Source organism: Streptomyces sp. NPDC007905 (assembly GCF_042959345.1).
In the GTDB taxonomy this organism is placed as follows: domain Bacteria; phylum Actinomycetota; class Actinomycetes; order Streptomycetales; family Streptomycetaceae; genus Streptomyces.
This window is the reverse complement of sequence record NZ_JBIBKS010000016.1, coordinates 186,264-206,225: the sequence shown is the minus strand read 5'-3', so window position 1 is coordinate 206,225 and position 19,962 is coordinate 186,264. Positions and strand designations below refer to the sequence as shown.

Sequence of the window (19,962 nt, the reverse complement as noted above, 5' to 3'; positions counted from 1 at the left end):
TGCGGTGCCGGGCCCTCCTCCTGCCGTGTGTGCCGTCACTCGGAGGGCGCCCAGTAGTCCGTGAGTGTGGCCACGCCCGGCTCCAGGCTCTTCCAGGTGCCGTCGACGGTCAGCACCGCGAAGGCCGCGGCGGGAAAGCCGCGGCGGTTCATCCGCTCGCGGGCGTCACCCTCGGACTCGCCGGCCAGGATTTCGGCCAGGCCGTGCACGCCCGGGTTGTGGCCGATCAGAATCGCGTTCTGCACGTCGTCCGGGATCTCGTTGAGCACGGCGATCAGCTCGCCGGGCGATGCCTCGTAGACCCGCTCCTCATAGATGGTTTTCGGCCGGTGCGCGAGTTCGTGGACGGCGAGCTTCCAGGTCTCTCGGGTCCGGACGGCGGTGGAGCACAGGGCCAGGTCGAAGGTGATGCCGGTGTCGGCCAGCTTGCGTCCGGCGACTGCGGAGTCCTTGCGGCCCCGCTCGGCGAGCGGGCGTTCATGGTCGGACACCTCGGGCCAGTCGGCTTTCGCATGCCGGAAGAGGACGATCCTGCGGGGTTCTGCGACGCTCATGGAATCCAGCTTCGCATGAAACAGGCCACGCGGCGCAGGGAGTTGACATGCGAATTCACCGCGTGTGAAGGCTGCGCGTCAGCGCGCGACGAGCTGCTGCACCCGCTCCAGGAGCAGCCTGATCGCCGGGTCGCCGCCGGCCGCGTGGGCGTCCGACGGGTTCAGTATCAGCGCGAGCAGCGCGATGAAGGCGAGTGCGGGCAGGGCGAGCGCCCACCAGGGCAGCCGGATGTCGACGCCGCCCGTGGTCGCCGGGTGGGGCCGGGTGTGCGTGCGGGCCGGCATGGTCGCCTCCGGGGGTCTTCGAGTGGTGGTGGCCGCTGGCGCGGTCACCCCTCGAAGCTACGGAATCCGGGGCTGCCAACCCATCCGGTGATCCACCCACTTGACCCTGACCCTGGCCCCCTAGGGGATGGTGGGGCCAGCCCCACCATCGGGGCGTGAAACCGGGTCGGGCCGGATCAGGGTGAGGCGATCGTCGCGATGACGGCGATGATCACGAAGATGGCGAGGAACGAGCCGAAGACGAGCAGCAGCTTCTTCTGGCCGTTCTGGGGGTTCGGGTCGAGCACGGGCATGCGGCCAGTCTCGCACCCTTCGGGCGCGCCCCTTCCGCCGGGGTGCGGCCGGTCAGCGTGTCGCCGCCTCGTCCTCCACGACGCGGTCGCGGCCCGCCAGGAAGCCCACCGCCATCTGGGGCAGCATCAGGGCCGCCATGAGGGCGATCGGCAGCCCCCAGCCGCCGCTGTGCTGGTAGAGGACGCCGACCAGCAGCGGGCCGGGGATGGAGATCAGATAGCCGGTGCTCTGTGCGAAGGCGGACAGCTGCACCACGCCCGGACCGGTCCGGGCTCGCATCCCGACCATGGTCAGGGCCAGCGGGAACGCGCAGTTGGAAACACCGAGCAGCACGGCCCAGGCCCAGGCACCGGCGGCCGGCGCGAAGTACAGGCCGGCGTATCCGGCGAGGCCGCAGGCGCCCAGGACCAGCGATATCGGCCCCTGGTGGGGCAGCCGGGTGGCCACCCGCGGGATGACGAAGGCCAGCGGCACGCCCATCACCATGGTGACGGCGAGGAGGACGCCCGCCGTACCGGCGGGGACGCCGGCGTCGCGGAAGATCTGGGCCATCCAGCCCATGGTGATGTACGCGGCGGTGGCCTGGAGTCCGAAGAAGACGGCGAGCGCCCAGGCGGTGCGGCTGCGGGTGATGCGCAGTGGGGGCTGCGGCCGCTGCTCGCCCGCCTCGCGGACGGCGGTGTGCCGTGGCTGCTCCCCCGCCGTACGTTCCGGCCCCGGGCCGGCTCCCCGGCGCCGTACCAGCGGCAGCCAGGGCAGTACGGCGGCCGCCGCGAGCCCTGCCCAGACGGCGAGCCCGGACTGCCAACCGCCGCCCAGGGCGTCGGTCATGGGCACGGTCACCGCGGCGGCGAGGGAGGTGCCGAGGGCGACGGCCATGGAGTACAGGCCGGTCATGGAACCGACCCGGTCGGGGAACCAGCGCTTGACGATGACCGGCATCAGCACGTTGCTGACGGCGATGCCCATCAGGGCGAGTGCGCTCGCCGCCAGGAAGCCGGCCGTGCTTGCGGCGTAGGGCCGTATCAGCAGGCCGGCGGTGATGGCGGCCATGCCGGCGCACACCACGGCGGCCGGTCCGAAGCGGCGGGCCAGCCGGGGTGCGGTGACACCGAAGACGGCGAAGCACAGCGGGGGCACGGAGGTGAGCAGCCCGGCCACGCTGCCGCTCATGCCGAGTCCGTCGCGTACCTCCTGCAGCAGCGCGCCGAGGCTCGTGATGGCCGGCCGGAGGTTCAGCGCGGACAGCACGATGCCGACGACGACCAGCCGTGTCGCCCATGCTTGCGTGCGGGGCGTCTCACGTGTGCGCGCCGCGGTGGTCGTAGCCCGTTCGCTCGAAGACATCTGCGTACGGGTTTCCGCGGTCCGGGTTTCCTCACAGGCCATGTCGACCATCATAGAATCATGGGATGATTTGTTGTCCATCCCCGGGACGTCGCTGCCCGGGCCTCCCGTGCGAAGGTGTGCCATGCCCCTGAGCCACCCGCGCCGGTCGGCGCTGTCCGAGCAGGTCATCGCCGAGCTGCGCAATCAGATCGCCTCGGGCGAGTGGCCGGTCGGTTCGCGCATCCCGACCGAGCCGGAGCTGGTCGAGCAGCTGGGTGTCGCCCGCAACACCGTGCGCGAGGCGGTCCGCGCGCTCGCGCACAACGGTCTGCTGGACATCCGCCAGGGCTCGGGCACGTACGTGGTGGCGACGAGCGAGCTGGCGGGCGTGATGCACCGCCGGTTCGCGGACGCCGACCCCCGGCACATCGCCGAGCTGCGTTCGACGCTGGAGTCGGCGGCGGCCAGGCTGGCCGCCGAACGGCACACCGAGAAGGACCTCAAACAGCTGGACGCGCTCCTGGCGCGGCGCGAGGTGGCCTGGGAGACCGGCGACGCCGAGGCGTTCGTGGCCGCCGACGCGACCTTCCACCTGGCCGTGGTGGCCGCCTCCCACAACGACGTCATGACGGCGATGTACGCCGACCTGGGCGAGGTGCTGCGGGACTGGCTGCGCGCGGACGTCGGCGCCGAGCTGACGCCGGAGACGTACATGGAGCACACCCGGCTGGTGGACGCGATTCGCGCGGGCGACGCCGAGGCAGCCGCCGCGCAGGCCGGGAGCTACCCGTTCCTGTGCCGCCCCGGAAGGTTCAGCGCGCCTTCTGGTGGCTGATCCACACCGAGCGGACTTCCTTCCAGCACCGGCCGGTCAGCCGTACGGTCATGGCGGCCCCGGTGTCCACGGGGGCGCTGTCGGTGTCGATGTCCCACCAGCGGGCGCACTCGATGTGCAGGCGCACCCGGTCGGTGTCGACGTACGGGTTGTGGCAGTAGGCCACCACATGGGAGCCGTGGACGGCCGTACGGCACGCGGCACCGAACAGGCTCGGCGCGGGCGGCTTGCCGTCACCCGCGCGACCGTGGGGCCTCGCGTCGTACGGCAGGGAGAGTACGAGGGCTACGGCCACGCTCACCGGGGCCAGGCTTCGGGACAGGCGCACAAGGGGACCTCCTCGGCCGGGCTGCGGAGGGATGCGCGGGGTGAACCCGTAATCCAGAGTGCGCCGCAGGCTCCGGGCCACGCCCGGCCGGGTACGCCGAACGAGTGACGCCCCGCTCCCGCACACTGGCGGAGAACGGGGCGCCGACGTCGGACGAGGGTCACGCGCCGATGGCGTGCAGGCCACCGTCCACGTGGATGATCTCGCCGGTGGTCTTCGGGAACCAGTCGCTCAGCAGGGCGACGACACCGCGGCCGGCCGGGTCCGGGTCCTTCAGGTCCCACTCCAGCGGCGCACGGGTGTCCCAGACGGACGCCAGCTCCCCGAAACCCGGGATGGACTTGGCGGCCATGGAGCCGATCGGGCCCGCCGAGATGAGGTTGCAGCGGATGTTCTGCTTGCCCAGGTCGCGCGCCATGTAGCGGCTGGTCGCCTCCAGGGCGGCCTTGGCCGGGCCCATCCAGTCGTACTGCGGCCAGGCGTACTGGGCGTCGAAGGTGAGGCCGACGACCGAGCCGCCGTTCTGCATCAGCGGCAGGCAGGCCATGGTCAGCGACTTCAGGGAGAACGCCGAGACGTGCATCGCGGTGGCGACCGACTCGAACGGCGTGTTGAGGAAGTTGCCGCCGAGCGCGTCCTGCGGGGCGAAACCGATGGAGTGCACGACACCGTCGAGGCCGCCGAGCTCCTCGCCGACGACGTCGGCGAGACGCCCGAGGTGCTCCTCGTTGGTGACGTCGAGCTCGATGACCTTGGTGGGCTTGGGCAGCTTCTTGGCGATGCGCTCGGTGAGCGTGGGACGCGGGAAGGCGGTGAGGATGATCTCGGCGCCCTGCTCCTGAGCCAGCTTGGCGGTGTGGAAGGCGATGGAGGACTCCATCAGCACACCGGAGATCAGGACGCGCTTGCCCTCGAGGATTCCGCTCATGGTGATCAGTGACCCATTCCCAGTCCGCCGTCAACGGGGATGACGGCTCCAGTGATGTACGAGGCGTCGTCCGAGGCGAGGAACCGCACCGTCGCGGCGATCTCCTCCGGCTGCGCGTAACGGCCGAGCGGCACCTGCGAGACGATGCCCTCGCGCTGCTGCTCGGTGAGCGCCTTGGTCATGTCGGTGTCGACGAAGCCGGGCGCGACGACGTTGAAGGTGATGTTGCGCGAGCCCAGCTCACGGGCGAGGGAGCGCGCGAAGCCGACCAGCGCGGCCTTGGAGGCGGCGTAGTTCGCCTGCCCCGCCGAGCCGAGCAGACCGACCACGGAGGAGATCAGGACGACGCGGCCCTTCTTGGCCCGCAGCATGCCGCGGTTGGCGCGCTTGACGACGCGGAAGGTACCGGTGAGGTTGGTGTCGATGACCGAGGTGAAGTCCTCCTCGGACATGCGCATCAGGAGCTGGTCCTTGGTGACACCGGCGTTGGCGACGAGGACCTCGACCGGACCGTGCTGTTCCTCGATCTCCTTGTAGGCCTGCTCCACCTGCTCGGCGTCAGTTATGTCGCACTTGACGGCGAGGAAGCCGGCCGGTGGCTCACCCGAGCGGTACGTGATCGCGACCTTGTCGCCGGCGTCGGCGAAAGCGCGGGCGATGGCGAGGCCGATGCCCCGGTTGCCTCCGGTGACGAGAACCGAGCGGCTCAACGGATCACCCTTTCGATAGCGGTCTGATGCGGTCCGACAACCCGCCCGGACATCTGGATGGCAGGCGGCTCCATCCGAAACCTATCGGTAGCGCCCCTTCCGCGGGCAAGCGGGCACCGACAGTGACGAGAGGGCGTCACTGTCGGATCCCTACAGAAACGGTCGGCACCGGAGCGAAACCTGTGGTCCGCCGGCGCGCTCCCGCGACATGATCGGACCGACAGGCCACGACAGCAGGGAGACCTCCGTGCCTCATTCCATCGACGACGCCTTCACGGCGCTTCCGCTAAGGGCCCTGGCCGACGCCGCGCTCGCACGCGCGCGTGCGCTGGGGGCCGAGCATGCGGACTTCCGGTTCGAGCGGGTGCGCAGCGCGTCCTGGCGCCTGCGGGACGCCAAGCCGGCGGGGTCGTCGGACACCACCGACCTCGGGTACGCGGTCCGGGTCGTGCACGGCGGCACGTGGGGCTTCGCGTCCGGCGTCGACCTGACCCTGGACGCGGCCGCGAAGGTGGCCTCGCAGGCGGTCGCGATGGCGAAGCTGTCGGCTCAGGTGATCAAGGCGGCGGGATCCGACGAGCGGGTGGAACTGGCAGACGAGCCGGTGCACGCCGACAAGACATGGATCTCGTCGTACGAGATCGATCCCTTCTCGGTGCCCGACGAGGAGAAGGCCGCGCTGCTGGCGGAGTGGAGCACGCGGCTGCTGGCGGCGAACGGCGTCAACCACGTGGACGCCTCGCTGCTCACCGTGCACGAGAACAAGTTCTACGCCGACACCGCCGGGACCGTGACCACCCAGCAGCGGGTGCGGCTGCATCCGCAGCTGACGGCGGTGTCGGTCGACGAGTCGAGCGGTGAGTTCGACTCGATGCGCACCATCGCGCCGCCCGTCGGGCGCGGCTGGGAGTACCTGACCGGTACCGGCTGGGACTGGGACGCCGAGCTGGAGCGGATCCCGGAGCTGCTGGCCGAGAAGATGCGGGCGCCCAGCGTGGACCCGGGCCTGTACGACCTGGTGGTCGACCCGTCCAATCTGTGGCTGACCATCCACGAGTCCATCGGGCACGCCACCGAGCTGGACCGCGCGCTCGGCTACGAGGCGGCCTACGCCGGCACCTCCTTCGCCACCTTCGACCAGCTGGGCAAGCTGAGGTACGGCTCCGAGCTGATGAACGTCACCGGTGACCGCACCGCCGAGCACGGCCTCGCGACCATCGGGTACGACGACGAGGGCGTCGAGGCGCAGTCCTGGGACCTGGTGAAGGACGGCACGCTCGTCGGGTACCAGCTGGACCGCAGGATCGCGAGGCTGACCGGGTTCGAGCGGTCCAACGGGTGTGCGTTCGCCGACTCCCCGGGCCATGTTCCGGTGCAGCGCATGGCCAATGTCTCCCTGCGGCCGGATCCTGCCGGACTGTCCACCGAGGACCTGATCGGCGGCGTCGACCGGGGCATCTACGTCGTCGGTGACCGCTCCTGGTCGATCGACATGCAGCGCTACAACTTCCAGTTTACGGGTCAGAGGGCATACATGATCCGGAACGGCCGCCTTGAGGGACAGGTCAAGGACTTTGCATATCAGGGGGTCACCCCCCAGTTCTGGGGCTCCATGGAAGCAGTCGGAGGTCCCCAGACCTACGTACTAGGAGGGGCTTTCAACTGCGGCAAGGCCCAGCCGGGCCAGGTCGCCGCCGTGTCCCACGGGTGCCCCTCCGCTCTCTTCAAGGGCGTCAACATTCTGAACACCACGCAGGAGGCCGGTCGATGAGCGCCCGTACCCACAAGCCGCACGAGGTCGTCGAGCAGGCGCTGGCGCTGTCCCGGGCCGACGGCTGTGTCGTCATCGCCGACGAGCACTCCACGGCCAACCTGCGCTGGGCGGGCAACGCGCTCACCACCAACGGTGTCACCCGCGGTCGTACCCTCACGGTGATCGCGACCGTGGACGGGCAGGAGGGCACCGCCTCGGGTGTCGTCTCGCGGTCCGCCGTGACCGCCGAGGAGCTGGAGCCGCTGGTGCGGGCCGCCGAGGCCGCCGCGCGCGGAGCCGGGCCCGCCGAGGACGCCCAGCCGCTGGTCAGCGGCGTCCCGGAGTCCCCGGACTTCACCGACGCGCCCGCCGAGACCTCCTCCGCCGTCTTCGCGGACTTCGCCCCCGCGCTCGGCGAGGCCTTCGCACGCGCGCGTGCCGGCGGCCGGGAGCTGTACGGCTTCGCCAACCACGAACTGGTCTCGACGTACGTCGGCACGTCCACCGGGCTGCGCCTGAGGCACGACCAGCCCACCGGCACGCTGGAGCTGAACGCCAAGTCCCCGGACCGTACCCGCTCGGCGTGGGCGGGCCGGTCCACCCGGGACTTCAAGGACGTCGACCCGGGTGCCCTGGACGCCGAGCTGGCCGTACGCCTCGGCTGGGCCGAGCGGCGCGTGGAGCTGCCCGCCGGCCGGTACGAGACGCTGCTGCCGCCGACCGCGGTCGCCGACCTGCTGATCTACCAGCTGTGGTCGGCCTCGGGCCGGGACGCGGCCGAGGGCCGGACGGTGTTCTCCAAGCCCGGGGGCGGGACCCGTGTCGGCGAAAGGCTGAGCGAGCTGCCGCTGTCGCTGCGCAGCGACCCGAACGAGCCGGGCCTGGAGTGCCCGCCCTTCGTGATCGCCCACTCCTCCGGCGGCGACCTGTCCGTGTTCGACAACGGGCTGCCGACGCATCCCACCGAGTGGATCAGCGGGGGCGTGCTCAAGCACCTGACCACCACCCGGCACAGCGCGGGCCTGACCGGGCTGCCGGTCGCCCCGGCGCTGGGGAACCTGATCCTGGACGGCGGCCGGGACCGCTCCCTGGAGGAGATGGTCGCGGACACGGAGCGCGGGCTGCTGCTGACCTGCCTGTGGTACATCCGCGAGGTGGACCCGGCGACGCTGCTGCTCACCGGGCTGACCCGGGACGGCGTCTACCTCGTGGAGAACGGCGAGGTGACCGGGCAGGTGAACAACTTCCGGTTCAACGAGTCGCCGGTGGACCTGCTCGGCCGGGCCGCGGAGGCCGGGCGCACGGAGAAGACGCTGCCGCGTGAGTGGAGCGACTGGTTCACCCGGGCCGCGATGCCCGCACTGCGGATCCCCGATTTCAACATGAGCTCTGTCAGTCAGGGCGTATAACCTCGTAGGCGGCTGTCACCCGGCTGCCCCAAGATCACCAAGGAGACACGAGAACCGTGACGGACATCGTCGACGAGCTGAAGTGGCGTGGGCTGTTCGCCCTGTCCACCGACGAGGACGCTTTGCGCAAGGCGCTCGCGGACGGTCCCGTCACGTTCTATTGCGGTTTCGACCCTACGGCGCCGTCGCTGCACGTGGGGCATCTGGTGCAGGTGCTCACCGTGCGCCGGCTCCAGCAGGCCGGGCACCGGCCGCTGGCGCTGGTCGGCGGTGCCACGGGCCTGATCGGTGACCCGCGCCCCACCGCCGAGCGCACGCTGAACGACCCGGAGACGGTGGCCGGCTGGGTGGACAAGCTGCGCGGCCAGATCGAGCCGTTCCTGTCCTTCGAGGGCGAGAACGCGGCGGTCATGGTGAACAACCTCGACTGGACCGCGAGCCTCTCCGCGATCGAGTTCCTGCGGGACATCGGCAAGCACTTCCGCGTCAACAAGATGCTGACCAAGGACTCCGTGGCCCGCCGCCTGGAGTCCGACCAGGGCATCAGCTACACCGAGTTCAGCTACCAGATCCTGCAGGGCATGGACTTCCTGCAGCTGTACCGGCGGTACGGCTGCACGCTCCAGCAGGGCGGCAGCGACCAGTGGGGCAACCTCACGGCCGGGCTCGACCTGATCCACCGGCTGGAGCCGGACGCCGAGGTGCACGCCCTGGCCACCCCGCTGATGACCAAGGCGGACGGCACCAAGTTCGGCAAGACCGAGGGCGGTGCCGTCTGGCTCGACCCGGAGATGACGACGCCGTACGCGTTCTACCAGTTCTGGCTGAACGTGGACGACCGTGACATCTCCACATACATGCGGATCCTGTCCTTCAAGTCCCGTGAGGAACTGGAGGAGCTGGAGCAGCAGACCGAGGAGCGTCCGCAGGCCCGTGCCGCGCAGCGCGCACTCGCCGAGGAGCTGACGACACTGGTGCACGGGGCCGACCAGACGGCCGCCGTGATCGCCGCGTCCAAGGCCCTGTTCGGCCAGGGCGAGCTGACGGAGCTGGACGAGAAGACGCTGGCGGCGGCGCTGTCGGAGGTGCCGCACGTCCGCGTCGCCGAGCTGGGCCCGGTGGTCGACCTGTTCGCCGAGGTCGGACTGGTCCCGAGCAAGTCGGCCGCGCGCCGGACGGTCAAGGAGGGCGGTGCCTACGTGAACAACGTGAAGGTCACCGCGGAGGACGCCGTCCCGGCCGAGCACGATCTGCTGCACGGGCGGTGGCTGGTGCTGCGGCGAGGGAAGAAGAACCTGGCCGCGGTGGAGGTCACGGGCGCCTAGGACGGGCCGAAGGGCGGTTCCCGCGTCGGGAACCGCCCTTGTGCGTGTCTGCCGTCAGGCGTGTTGTCTCCTCTTGCCCAGCGTCGCCATGTAGAGCATGTCGACGGCGAAGACGATGATGATCGCGGCGATGAGCTGGAAGGCGTGCCGGCTCCAGTCGATGCCCGGGGTCGCCGCGACACCGAGGGCGCGGGCGATCGCGTTGCCCACGATCGCGCCCAGGATGCCGCAGATGGTGGTCAGCCAGAGAGGGCTGTGCTGCTTGCCCGGGATGACCGCCTTCGCGATGAGGCCCAGGACGAACCCCACGATGATCGCCCACAACCAGCCCATGACTGCCTCCTCGTACGGCTCGACGTGAGCACTACGGTCAGTCTCGGTCCGTCCGCCGTACGACGCATGTCGGGTACGCCCGTACGCGGCACGGCCGAGGACGTTCGCCCAGGCAGCGGGCGACCCGGTCTCGTGGGCGGGGCGGGCGGGGCGTAACGTGGGAATGGTTCCGGCCCGGTTCCCCGCCGGGCGTGGACGAAGGTGCGGGCCGGGAGAGTCCGATGCGGGCGGATGGTGGAATGCGATGCGGAAGCAGCACGGCGGCAGCGTCCAGGTGTTCCGGATCACCGGCGCCCGGACCGGGCTGGCCGAGGACGTACGGGGCCGGCAGCGGCGGTACGTCATCTCGATGTCGATCCGCACCGTCTCGGTGATCCTCGCCGCCACGCTGTGGAACGTCGAACGGTACGTCGCCGTCGTGGCGCTGGTGCTGGGTGCGGTCCTCCCCTACATCGCCGTGGTGATCGCGAACGCGGGCCGGGAGCGGCCGCCCTCTCTTCCGTCGACCTTCGTCACCACACCGATGCGGCCGATGATCACGCCGACGCGCGCGCAGGAAGAGGGGACGCAGGCGGAACCCGATGCGGAGGACGTGGCGCCGGATCCGGCGGCGGGGGTGCGGGGGGAGCGGCCCGAAAGGGCGTGACCACGGCGGACTCAAGGGAAGCGGAAGGCCGTCCCCCGCGAAGCTCAAGAAAAGCTCAGATCAATCGTGCCGTTCCAGTGCCGGGCGGCGGGTGACCCATGACATACTGCGTACGCGCTCCGCATCCCCCGTCGGAGCGACGGACCGACGCCGGGCAGCTCCCCCCGTGGCTGCTCGGCGTCGCCTTGTTTGCACCCGTTCTGTGAGACGAACCTGTGAGTGAGACACCTATCTGTTCCGCCAAGGGCTGCCGAGCCACTGCCGTGTGGGTGCTGGCGTGGAACAACCCGAAGATCCACACGCCGGAGCGGCGGAAGACGTGGCTCGCTTGTGAGGAGCACCGCGAGCACCTCTCGCAGTTCCTCGGGGTTCGGGGCTTCCTGAAGGACGTCGTGAAGCTCGAGGACTGGGAAGCGCGCGAGGGGTCCCAGGCTCCGCCGGACAGGCCTTAGTGCTGTGACCGGAAACCGGTCGCAGCACTAACCGCCGATCGCCGACATCGGGCGGTCCGGCTGGACGAAGGACGGGTCGTCCAGGCCCGCTCCCGCCTTCTTGCCCCACATCGCCAGGCGCCAGATGCGGGCGATCTCCTCGTCGGAGGCGCCGGAGCGCAGGGCCGCCCGGAGGTCGGTCTCCTCGGTGGCGAACAGGCAGGTGCGTATCTGGCCGTCGGCGGTCAGGCGGGTGCGGTCGCAGGCCGCGCAGAACGGGCGGGTGACCGAGGCGATCACGCCGACCCGGTACGGGCCGCCGTTGACCAGCCAGCGCTCCGCCGGTGCCGAGCCGCGCTCGTCCGCCCCCTCGGGGGTGAGGTCGAAGCGGGTGCGCAGGGAGGCCAGGATGTCCCCGGCGATCACCATGCCCTCGCGCTTCCAGCCGTGCTGGGCGTCGAGAGGCATCTGCTCGATGAACCGCAGTTCGTAGTCGTGCTCGACGGCCCAGGCCAGCAGGTCCGGCGCCTCGTCGTCGTTCAGGCCCGGCATCAGGACGGTGTTGACCTTGACCGGGGTGAGGCCGGCCTCGCGGGCGGCCTGGAGGCCCTCGATCACGTCCTTGTGGCGGTCGCGACGGGAGATGGCCTTGAAGACGTCGGGGCGGAGCGTGTCCAGGGAGACGTTGACCCGGTCCAGGCCCGCCGCCTTCAGGGCGGACGCGGTGCGCCTGAGGCCGATGCCGTTCGTCGTGAGGGACATCTGGGGGCGGGGGGCGAGGCCCGCGACACGCTCGACGATGCCGACCAGACCGGGGCGGAGCAGGGGCTCACCGCCGGTGAAGCGGACTTCCTCGATGCCGAGCAGACGGACCGCGATGTCGATCAGACGGACGATCTCGTCGTCCGTGAGCAGGTCGGACTTGGCGAGCCACTGCATGCCTTCCTCCGGCATGCAGTAGGTGCAGCGCAGATTGCACCGATCGGTCAGCGAGACCCTCAGGTCGGTTGCCACTCGGCCGTAGGTGTCGATGAGCACGTGGGCCCCCTCCCTCGTTGCGGAGCACTCATTTTCCGTCACCTGTGAGCCTACGTGAGACCACGGACAACGACAGCGGCCCGATCCCACGAGGTAGGAAGCGGCCGCGTCGTAGGACCGTACAGCCCTGAACGACGCGGCCGTCCGTACGAACCTCAGTGGGCTCCCGTCCCGGTGAGGGACCGCACCTCCAGCTCCGCGTACTTGCCGGCGTCCGGGACCTCCTTGGACAGGAGGGTTCCCACGGCGCCCAGCAGGAAGCCGACCGGGATCGAGATGATGCCCGGGTTCTCCAGCGGGAACCAGTGGAAGTCGACGTCGGGGAACATCGAGGTCGGCTTGCCCGACACCACCGGGGAGAACAGCACCAGGCCGACCGCGGTGACCAGGCCGCCGTAGATCGACCACAGGGCGCCCGACGTGGTGAACCGCTTCCAGAACAGGCTGTAGAGGATGGTGGGCAGGTTGGCGGAGGCGGCGACGGCGAAAGCGAGGGCGACGAGGCCGGCGACGTTCAGGTCGCGGGCCAGGGCGCCGAGGACGATCGAGACGGCGCCGATGCCGACCGTGGCGTAGCGGGCCGCGTTGATCTCCTGCTTCTCGGTGGCCTGTCCCTTCTTGATGACGTTCGCGTAGATGTCGTGCGCGAAGGACGAGGAGGAGGCCAGGGTCAGGCCCGCGACCACCGCGAGGATCGTGGCGAACGCGACCGCCGAGATGGTGGCGAGCAGGATCGCGCCCCCGTTGGAGTCCACCCCGCCCAGGTGCAGCGCGAGGAGCGGGGCCGCCGTGTTGCCCGCCTTGTTGGAGGCGATGATCTCGTCCGGTTTGATCAGCGCGGCCGCGCCGAAACCGAGGGCCAGGGTCATCAGGTAGAAGGCGCCGATCAGGCCGATCGCCCAGATCACGGACTTGCGGGCGGCCTTGGCGGTCGGGACCGTGTAGAAGCGGATCAGGATGTGCGGCAGGCCCGCGGTGCCGAGGACCAGGGCGATGCCGAGCGAGATGAAGTCCAGCTTGGTGGTGCCGGTGGCGCCGTACTTCAGGCCGGGCTCGAGGAAGGCGGAGCCCTTGCCGCTGTTGTCGGCGGCCTTGCCGAGCAGGTCCGAGATGTTGAAGTGGAACTTCAGCAGGACCAGGAAGGTCAGCAGCAGGGCACCCGCGATGAGCAGCACCGCCTTGACCATCTGGACCCAGGTGGTGCCCTTCATGCCGCCGATGGTGACGTACACGATCATCAGCACGCCGACCAGGGCGACGATGCCGATCTTGCCGCCGTCACTGGTGATGCCCAGCAGGAGCGAGACGAGTACGCCCGCGCCGGCCATCTGGGCGAGCAGGTAGAAGATCGACACGACGATGGTCGACGTGCCCGCCGCCGTGCGCACGGGGCGCTGGCGCATGCGGTACGCCAGCACGTCACCCATCGTGTAGCGGCCGGAGTTGCGCAGCGGTTCGGCCACCAGGAGCAGGGCCACAAGCCAGGCGACCAGGAAGCCGATGGAGTAGAGGAAGCCGTCGTAGCCGAAGAGGGCGATGGCGCCGGCGATGCCGAGGAAGGAGGCGGCTGACATGTAGTCGCCGGAGACGGCGAGGCCGTTCTGGAAGCCGGTGAACTGGCGGCCGCCGGCGTAGAAGTCGGCGGCGTCCTTGGTCTGCCGGCCCGCCCAGACGGTGATGACGAGGGTCGCGGCGACGATCACCGCGAAGAGGGTGATGATCAGCGGCCGGTGCTCGCTCGCCTCGCCGGCGGCGAGCAGGGTGTGCTGTGCGGGGCTCATGCTCCGCCCTCCATCCGGGACTTGATGGCCTCGGCCTTGGGGTCGAGCTTGGCGGCGGCGTGCCGTGCGTACCACCAGGCGATGAGGAACGTGGTGAGGAACTGGGCGAGGCCCAGGACGAGGGCGACGTTGACGTTGCCGGCCACCTTGGTGCCCATGAAGCCGCCCGCGTAGTTGGAGAGCAGGACGTACAGCAGGTACCAGGCGATGAAGGCGAAGGTCAGGGGGAAGGCGAAGGAGCGGTGCGAGCGGCGTAGTTCACCGAACTCCGCGCTCTGCTGCACCTCGGTGAACTCCTCGGTGGAGGGAAGGTGGACCTGGGGTTTCGCGGGGGGCGGTGTCTCGGTGGCCACGGAGTCTCCTCGCGTTGCGGACATGCGCTTTCCGATCTCACAGGACGGGAATCACGCTACAGAGAGTCACCGTCGACTCCTCAGCGTGATTCCGGTGGGGGGCACGATCCTGCTGGGCCCTCCGTCCACGGTCACGGCGCCACGCGCGGAGCGGTTCAAGTCCGCCGGGCTCTTTCGGAGATCAGTCGGTGGGGATAGCTTCGCCCTGCACCACCCGTCATGTACCTGCCCGAGCGCCACCTGTGTCTCGGGCGGTTTTGTATCCGGATGATGTGGAGATCCCATGGCTCATCTGCGTTCCAGACGCCGGCTCGCGCTCGCCGTGCCGGTCGTGCTGTCGCTGACCGCCTCGCTCGGTTTCCTGCCGACGGCGGCCTCGGCGTCGAGCCCGGCTGCGCCGACGGCGCGGACTGCGGACGGCCCGAACCTCGCGTACGTGGTCAACACCGGGACGGACCACCACACGATCGAATCGGTGCAGCGGGCGGTCACGCGCAATGGCGGCACGGTCGTGGCGAGTTACGACCGGATCGGGGTGATGGTCGTCCACTCCGCGAACCCCGACTTCGGCAAGCAGATGCGCGCGGTGCGGGGCGTGGACTCGGCGGGTGCCACGCGTACCGCCCCGCTGACCGCGGCCGGGACGACGGACGAGGGCGCGGTGCAGGTCCTGTCGAAGGCGGAGGCCGCGAAGATCGCCGGGGCTGCCGCGGCGGGCGAGGAGCCCCTCGAGGCCGACCAGTGGGACCTGCGGGCGATCGGCGCCGACAAGGCCGCGACGGTCAACCCCGGGAGCCGGAGCGTGACCGTCGGAGTGATCGACACGGGCGTCGACGACACGCACCCGGACATCGCCCCGAACTTCTCCGCGGCCCAGTCGGCGAACTGCGTGAGCGGCAAGGCGGACACCACGTACGGCGCCTGGCGGCCGGTGGACGCCGGCCATTACCACGGCACCCATGTGGCGGGCGAGATAGCCGCGGCCCGCAACGGCATAGGCGTGGCGGGCGTGGCGCCCGGGGTGAGGGTCGCGAGCATCACGGTGGCCCAGCCGGACGCGAACTCGCTGTTCTACCCGGAGAGCGTGGTCTGCGCCTTCGTCTTCGCGGCGGACCACGGCGTCGAGATCACCAACAACAGCTACTACGTGGACCCGTGGCTGTACAACTGCATGGACGACCCCGATCAACGTGCCATCGTTGACGCGGTCAACAGGGCCCAGTTGTACGCACAGCACAAGGGCACGCTCAGTGTGGCCTCGGCCGGCAACTCCAACGACGACCTCGACTCGCACGCGCTCGTGGACGACTCCAGCCCGGACGACTCGACCGCCGTGCCGCGGACGGTCGACCCGCACGAGTGCTTCGACGTGCCGACCCAGCTGCCCGGCGTGGTCACCGTGAGCGCGGTGGGCGTCAAGGGCACGAAGTCGTACTACTCCAGCTACGGCCAGGGCGTCGTCGACGTGGCGGGGCCGGGCGGCGACAAGTACCAGATCCCGGACACGCCGTCGAAGAACGGCCGCATCCTGTCCACGCTGCCGAACGACCAGTACGGGTTCCTCCAGGGCACGTCGATGGCGTCCCCGCACGTGGCCGCCGTGGCCGCGCTGCTGAAGTCGGCCCACCCGCACGCCACTCCGGCCCAGCTGCGGGCCCTGCTGAAGGCCCAGGCGGACAACCCCGGCTGCCCGAGCGAGCCCTACGACGGGGACGGCGACGGGGTCGTGGACGCGACCTGCGTCGGCGGCAAGCGCGTCAACGGGTTCTACGGCTTCGGTGTCGTCGACGCGCTTCGCGCGGTGCGGTAGGCCGACCGGCCGCCGGGACGGTCGGTGCGGTGCGCGAGGGGCTCCTCCGATGCCGCGCGCACCGCGCCGGCCTCGGTCGGCGTGGACCGACCGGAACCGCCGCATGCGTGGACCGACCGGAACCGCCGCCCCTCCATATATTGATTCAATCAATAATGCATAGTGAATGCATGACCAATCACGGTGACGCATGGTCGGCATTGGGTGGTGACCCCGCGCTCGTGTCGAGGGTCTCGGCCGTCGTGCGGAAGGGACTGCCGGCCGCGAGACTGCCGGTACGGGAGCTGGCTCGCGCCTGTGTGGGCGCGTGTGCGCTGGCCGCCGCCGAGCTGGGGGCGCGGCGGGCCGGGCTCCCCGAGGTGCCCGAGGTCCGGGTGGACGACGGCGCGGTCGCCGCCGCCTTCCACAGTGAGCGGCTGCTGCAGGTGGACGGGCGGGCGCCGGTCGCCTTCGCGCCGCTGTCCCGGTTCTGGCGGACGGCCGACGGCTGGGTGCGCACCCACGCCAACTACCCGCACCACCGAAGCCGGTTGCTCGGCGCGCTGGGTCTGCCGCAGGACGCCTCGGCGGAGGAGACGGCCGGTCGGCTCGCCGAACGTTCCGCCCTGGAGGTGGAGGAGACGGTGTACCGCGCCGGCGGCCTCGCGGTGGCCCTGCGCACCCGGAAGGAGTGGGCGGCGCACGAACAGGCCGCCGAGGTGGCCGCACGGCCACTGGTCGACAGCGAAAGGCTGGACACGGCACCCGCGCGCGTGCTCCCGCCGCTCGACCCGGCCGCCGCTCCCCTGCTGCCCGCCGCCGGGCTGCGCGTCCTCGACCTGACCCGGGTGCTGGCCGGCCCGGTCGCCACCCGCACCCTCGCGCTGCTCGGCGCCGACGTACTGCGTCTGGACGCCCCGCAGCTGCCCGAACTGCCCGACCAGCACGCCGACACGGGCTTCGGGAAGCGGTCGGCGGCTCTCGACCTGACCACCGACCGGGACGCCTTCGAGGCGTTGCTGGCCTCGGCGGACGTCGTGGTCACCGGCTACCGGCCCGGCGCCCTGGACCGGTTCGGGCTCTCCCCGCAGGCACTGGCCGAGCGGCGCCCGGGGCTGGTCGTGGCACAGGTCTCGGCGTGGGGCGCGTACGGCCCCTGGGGCGGCCGGCGCGGCTTCGACAGCCTGGTGCAGGTCGCGACGGGAATCGCGGCGGCCGAGGGATCGGCCGAACAGCCCGGCGCACTGCCCGCGCAGGCACTGGACCACGGCACCGGGTATCTGCTGGCGGCGGCCGTACTGCGGGCGGTCACCGAGCAGTCGTACGACGGACACAGCCGTGGTGTGCGGCTGGCGCTCGCCCGGACCGCGCACTGGCTGACGGACGGGATCCGGCCCGATCCGGCCACGGGCGACACCGTGGAAGAGGGCCCGGACGCCTGGCTGGCCGAGAGGGACAGCCGCCTCGGCCGGCTGCGGCACGTCCTGCCGCCGGTGTCCTTCGCGGGCGGCCCCGCCGACTGGGCACGGCCTCCGGTGCCGTGGGGTTCGGACCCGGCCTCCTGGAGCTGAGTGCTCGGGCGGCCGGAAACGTACGTATGGGTGGAATGCCGTAGTGCCAGTCGCTTTCCTGGACTTGCCCGGTTCTGCGACGGCTGGTGAGGATCACGGGGTGACCTTGCAACGACCCACCGGCGAGGCTGCCGACGTGAACGACCCGGCCCGACGTTTTGGTACCGGCCGGGCCGTCGCCGTCCTGGTCCTGGTGGCCCTCGCCGCGCTGATACCCCTGTGGGGGCCGTCCGCCGCTCTGCACGGCACCGGGGAGGCCGCCGCTCCCGGCGTGGGCGGCATAGCGCTGCTGCGCGGGGTGCTGTTCGCCGCCCTGTGCGTCCCGCTGGGCGAGCTGTTCGTGCTCCGGATCGCCCGGCACCTGCCGGGTGCGCCGCCCGAACGGCCGTGCAGCTGGGCGCCCTTGGCGGCCGCCGCCGGATTCGTCGCCGCGCTGGCCCTGGCCTCGGTGGTCTCCACCGGCAACCTGGTCCCGCACAGCGTCGGCCAGATCGACGTGGGCGGCCTGTACGACTCCCGTGACGGCAAGCTGGCACTGCTGGAGGTCAACGCCTTCCTGCTGGCGGCGCTGTGCGCCCGCTCGCGCCGCCCGGCGGCCCGGACGTGGCCGCCGGCCGCCGTGGTGGTCGCGGAGGCGCTGCGCGCCCATCCCCCGACCGAGCACAGCCCGCTGGCCGGTTCCGGGCTGACCCTGGTCCACCTGACGTGCGCGGCATGGTGGGTGGGCGGCCTGCTGCACACGCTGCGGACGCTGCGGGTCTGGCACGACGGTGCGGCGGGGGCCGCCCTGCTGGGACGCTACGCGCGCGTGGCGGCCGTCCTGCTCGCCGCGATCACCGCCACGGGCGTGTGCAGTTCACTGCGGCGCATGCCGGCCGCCACGATCCTGGACCAGCTGACGACGACGGCGTACGGACGCGCCCTGCTGGCCAAGGTGCTCCTGGTCGCCGTCGTCGCCCTGCTCGCCCTGTGGGCGCGGATCCGGCTGGGCCGGGCGGCCGACCCGCTGGCCGCCTGTGTCCCGGCGCGGGCCGAGGTGGTCGCCCTCGGCGCGGTGGTCGCGGTTTCGGGCCTGCTCACGGCGCTGCCGCTGCCGATCCGCTGGTCCTAGGGCCGTCACTGGTCGTTGGTGACGAGCACCTTGAGCGCGGTGCGCTCGTCCATCGCCTTGTAGCCGTGCGGCACGCCTTCGAGGCCGACGGTCATGTCGAAGACCGGCGAGGGGTCGATCGTGCCGTCGAGGACGTCGGGCAGCAGGTCGGGGATGTAGGCGCGGACCGGCGCGACACCGCCGCGCAGGGCGATGTTCCGGTCGAACATGACGCCGAGGTCCAGGCCGGTGCCGCTGCCGTGGGGCACGCCCACGAAACCGATCGCGCCGCCGTCGCGGGTGATGTTCACGGCCGTGCGCATGGACTGCTCGGTGCCGACCGCCTCGACGACGGCGTGCGCGCCCTGGCCGCGGGTGAGTGCGCGGACGGCCTCGACGGCGGCGTCACCGCGCTCGGCGACGACGTCGGTGGCGCCGAAACGGCGCGCGATGTCGGTGCGGACCTCGTGACGGCCCAGCGCGATGATTCGCTCCGCGCCCAGCCGCCTGGCGGCCAGCACGGCGCACAGGCCGACCGCTCCGTCGCCGACCACGGCGACCGTGGCGCCGGGGCGGGCGCCCGCGCCGAGGGCGGCGTGGTGGCCGGTGCCGAGAACGTCGGAGAGGGTCAGCAGGGCGGACAGCAGGTGGTCGTCGCAGACCGCCTCCTTGGGCAGCTGGACGAGGGTGCCGTCGGCGAACGGCACGCGCACGGCCTCGCCCTGGCCGCCGTCGTAGCCGACGGAGCCCCAGAAGCCGCCGTGCTCGCAGGAGGTCGTCAGGCCCTCGCGGCAGTAGTCGCAGACGCCGTCGGACCACATGAAGGGCGCGACCACCAGATCGCCGCGGCGGACCGTGCCCACCTCGGAGCCGGTCTCCTCGACGACGCCGAGGAACTCGTGCCCGATGCGCTGTCCCGGCTGCCGGGCCGCCTCGCCGCGGTAGGCCCACAGGTCGCTGCCGCAGATGCAGGCGCGCAGCACCCGCACCACGGCGTCGGTGGGCAGCTGCACCACGGGCTCGGGCACGTCCTCCACGCGCATGTCGTACGGGGCGTGGATGGTGGTGGCGCGCATGGCGGGGGTCCTTCTCGTGCGGGGTGCGGTGCGGTGCGCCCGGGGGTGGTCGAGCGCACTTCACGGTACGCCGCCGCGGACCCGGGCCGCTCAGCGAGGGTGCC

General features: G+C 71.2%; 21 protein-coding genes. 9 read left to right on the top strand and 12 right to left on the bottom strand.

From position 1 onward, the window contains the following. Positions 1 to 35: 35 nt before the first annotated feature. The 4 genes from ACFZDC_RS27610 to ACFZDC_RS27595 all read right to left on the bottom strand — a co-directional run bounded on the left by ACFZDC_RS27610 (position 36) and on the right by ACFZDC_RS27595 (position 2,480). Positions 36 to 554: a histidine phosphatase family protein gene (locus tag ACFZDC_RS27610; RefSeq protein WP_391328087.1), complete on the bottom strand. Its 519-nt coding sequence runs from the start codon at positions 552 to 554 to the stop codon at positions 36 to 38. Positions 555 to 632: 78 nt separating this feature from the next. Further along, positions 633 to 839, bottom strand: coding sequence for a hypothetical protein (locus ACFZDC_RS27605; RefSeq protein ID WP_391328125.1), 207 nt, complete (start codon positions 837 to 839; stop codon positions 633 to 635). Positions 840 to 1,015: 176 nt separating this feature from the next. Further along, positions 1,016 to 1,132, bottom strand: coding sequence for an SGM_5486 family transporter-associated protein (locus ACFZDC_RS27600; RefSeq protein ID WP_391328086.1), 117 nt, complete (start codon positions 1,130 to 1,132; stop codon positions 1,016 to 1,018). Between the two features lie 52 nt (positions 1,133 to 1,184). Next, positions 1,185 to 2,480: a CynX/NimT family MFS transporter gene (locus ACFZDC_RS27595; protein WP_391328123.1), complete on the bottom strand. Its 1,296-nt coding sequence runs from the start codon at positions 2,478 to 2,480 to the stop codon at positions 1,185 to 1,187. Between the two features lie 124 nt (positions 2,481 to 2,604). On the opposite strand from ACFZDC_RS27595, the gene ACFZDC_RS27590 reads away from it, so the two are divergent. After that, positions 2,605 to 3,297: an FCD domain-containing protein gene (locus ACFZDC_RS27590; protein ID WP_391328084.1), complete on the top strand. Its 693-nt coding sequence runs from the start codon at positions 2,605 to 2,607 to the stop codon at positions 3,295 to 3,297. On the opposite strand, the gene ACFZDC_RS27585 is transcribed toward ACFZDC_RS27590, so the two are convergent. From ACFZDC_RS27585 to fabG, 3 genes are all read right to left on the bottom strand, one after another. After that, positions 3,275 to 3,625 (bottom strand): hypothetical protein, encoded by a 351-nt coding sequence (locus tag ACFZDC_RS27585; protein WP_391328083.1) that lies wholly within the window; start codon positions 3,623 to 3,625, stop codon positions 3,275 to 3,277. The genes ACFZDC_RS27590 and ACFZDC_RS27585 overlap by 23 nt on opposite strands. A gap of 160 nt (positions 3,626 to 3,785) precedes the next feature. Beyond that, a complete protein-coding gene (fabI, locus tag ACFZDC_RS27580; RefSeq protein WP_391328082.1) occupies positions 3,786 to 4,553 on the bottom strand; it encodes an enoyl-ACP reductase FabI in 768 nt (255 codons plus the stop codon). A 5-nt stretch (positions 4,554 to 4,558) separates the two neighbouring features. Continuing rightward, positions 4,559 to 5,263 (bottom strand): 3-oxoacyl-[acyl-carrier-protein] reductase, encoded by a 705-nt coding sequence (gene fabG, locus ACFZDC_RS27575; RefSeq protein ID WP_391328080.1) that lies wholly within the window; start codon positions 5,261 to 5,263, stop codon positions 4,559 to 4,561. 247 nt (positions 5,264 to 5,510) lie between these two features. On the opposite strand from fabG, the gene ACFZDC_RS27570 reads away from it, so the two are divergent. From ACFZDC_RS27570 to tyrS, 3 genes are read left to right on the top strand one after another with little or no spacing between them, the layout of a single operon-like run. Continuing rightward, positions 5,511 to 7,034, top strand: a complete 1,524-nt coding sequence (locus tag ACFZDC_RS27570) for a metallopeptidase TldD-related protein (protein ID WP_391328078.1) — start codon at positions 5,511 to 5,513, stop codon at positions 7,032 to 7,034. Beyond that, a complete protein-coding gene (locus ACFZDC_RS27565) occupies positions 7,031 to 8,425 on the top strand; it encodes a metallopeptidase TldD-related protein (protein WP_391328076.1) in 1,395 nt (464 codons plus the stop codon). The genes ACFZDC_RS27570 and ACFZDC_RS27565 overlap by 4 nt, the downstream gene beginning before the upstream one ends. A gap of 56 nt (positions 8,426 to 8,481) precedes the next feature. After that, a complete protein-coding gene (gene tyrS / locus ACFZDC_RS27560; RefSeq protein WP_391328075.1) occupies positions 8,482 to 9,750 on the top strand; it encodes a tyrosine--tRNA ligase in 1,269 nt (422 codons plus the stop codon). 54 nt (positions 9,751 to 9,804) lie between these two features. Here the strand turns inward: tyrS and ACFZDC_RS27555 are convergent, their stop codons facing one another. Next, positions 9,805 to 10,083, bottom strand: a complete 279-nt coding sequence (locus ACFZDC_RS27555; RefSeq protein WP_391328073.1) for a GlsB/YeaQ/YmgE family stress response membrane protein — start codon at positions 10,081 to 10,083, stop codon at positions 9,805 to 9,807. 244 nt (positions 10,084 to 10,327) lie between these two features. Here ACFZDC_RS27555 and ACFZDC_RS27550 point away from each other — a divergent pair, with 244 nt between their 5' ends. Both ACFZDC_RS27550 and ACFZDC_RS27545 read left to right on the top strand, forming a co-directional pair. Then, positions 10,328 to 10,729 (top strand): DUF3099 domain-containing protein, encoded by a 402-nt coding sequence (locus ACFZDC_RS27550; protein WP_391328071.1) that lies wholly within the window; start codon positions 10,328 to 10,330, stop codon positions 10,727 to 10,729. 215 nt (positions 10,730 to 10,944) lie between these two features. Beyond that, the gene (locus tag ACFZDC_RS27545; RefSeq protein ID WP_391328069.1) at positions 10,945 to 11,181 is read left to right on the top strand and encodes a hypothetical protein; all 237 of its coding nucleotides are present in this window, start codon (positions 10,945 to 10,947) and stop codon (positions 11,179 to 11,181) included. Between the two features lie 27 nt (positions 11,182 to 11,208). Here the strand turns inward: ACFZDC_RS27545 and moaA are convergent, their stop codons facing one another. From moaA to ACFZDC_RS27530, 3 genes are all read right to left on the bottom strand, one after another. After that, a complete protein-coding gene (gene moaA / locus ACFZDC_RS27540) occupies positions 11,209 to 12,198 on the bottom strand; it encodes a GTP 3',8-cyclase MoaA (protein ID WP_391328067.1) in 990 nt (329 codons plus the stop codon). 155 nt (positions 12,199 to 12,353) lie between these two features. Beyond that, positions 12,354 to 13,979 carry a sodium/solute symporter gene (locus ACFZDC_RS27535; protein WP_391328065.1) on the bottom strand — a complete coding sequence of 542 codons (1,626 nt, stop codon included), beginning with the start codon at positions 13,977 to 13,979 and terminating at the stop codon, positions 12,354 to 12,356. After that, positions 13,976 to 14,332 (bottom strand): DUF485 domain-containing protein, encoded by a 357-nt coding sequence (locus ACFZDC_RS27530; protein WP_391328063.1) that lies wholly within the window; start codon positions 14,330 to 14,332, stop codon positions 13,976 to 13,978. The genes ACFZDC_RS27535 and ACFZDC_RS27530 overlap by 4 nt, the downstream gene beginning before the upstream one ends. Before the next feature lie 283 nt (positions 14,333 to 14,615). Between ACFZDC_RS27530 and ACFZDC_RS27525 the strand changes: the two genes are divergently transcribed. The 3 genes from ACFZDC_RS27525 to ACFZDC_RS27515 all read left to right on the top strand — a co-directional run bounded on the left by ACFZDC_RS27525 (position 14,616) and on the right by ACFZDC_RS27515 (position 18,803). Continuing rightward, complete coding sequence (locus ACFZDC_RS27525; RefSeq protein ID WP_391328062.1) at positions 14,616 to 16,142, top strand: S8 family serine peptidase; 1,527 nt, start codon at positions 14,616 to 14,618, stop codon at positions 16,140 to 16,142. A gap of 170 nt (positions 16,143 to 16,312) precedes the next feature. Beyond that, complete coding sequence (locus ACFZDC_RS27520; protein ID WP_391328060.1) at positions 16,313 to 17,692, top strand: CoA transferase; 1,380 nt, start codon at positions 16,313 to 16,315, stop codon at positions 17,690 to 17,692. Between the two features lie 100 nt (positions 17,693 to 17,792). Next, positions 17,793 to 18,803, top strand: a complete 1,011-nt coding sequence (locus ACFZDC_RS27515; RefSeq protein WP_391328058.1) for a CopD family protein — start codon at positions 17,793 to 17,795, stop codon at positions 18,801 to 18,803. Between the two features lie 5 nt (positions 18,804 to 18,808). Here ACFZDC_RS27515 and ACFZDC_RS27510 read toward each other — a convergent pair whose 3' ends face one another. Further along, a complete protein-coding gene (locus tag ACFZDC_RS27510; protein WP_391328056.1) occupies positions 18,809 to 19,858 on the bottom strand; it encodes a zinc-binding dehydrogenase in 1,050 nt (349 codons plus the stop codon). Positions 19,859 to 19,962: the final 104 nt, after the last annotated feature.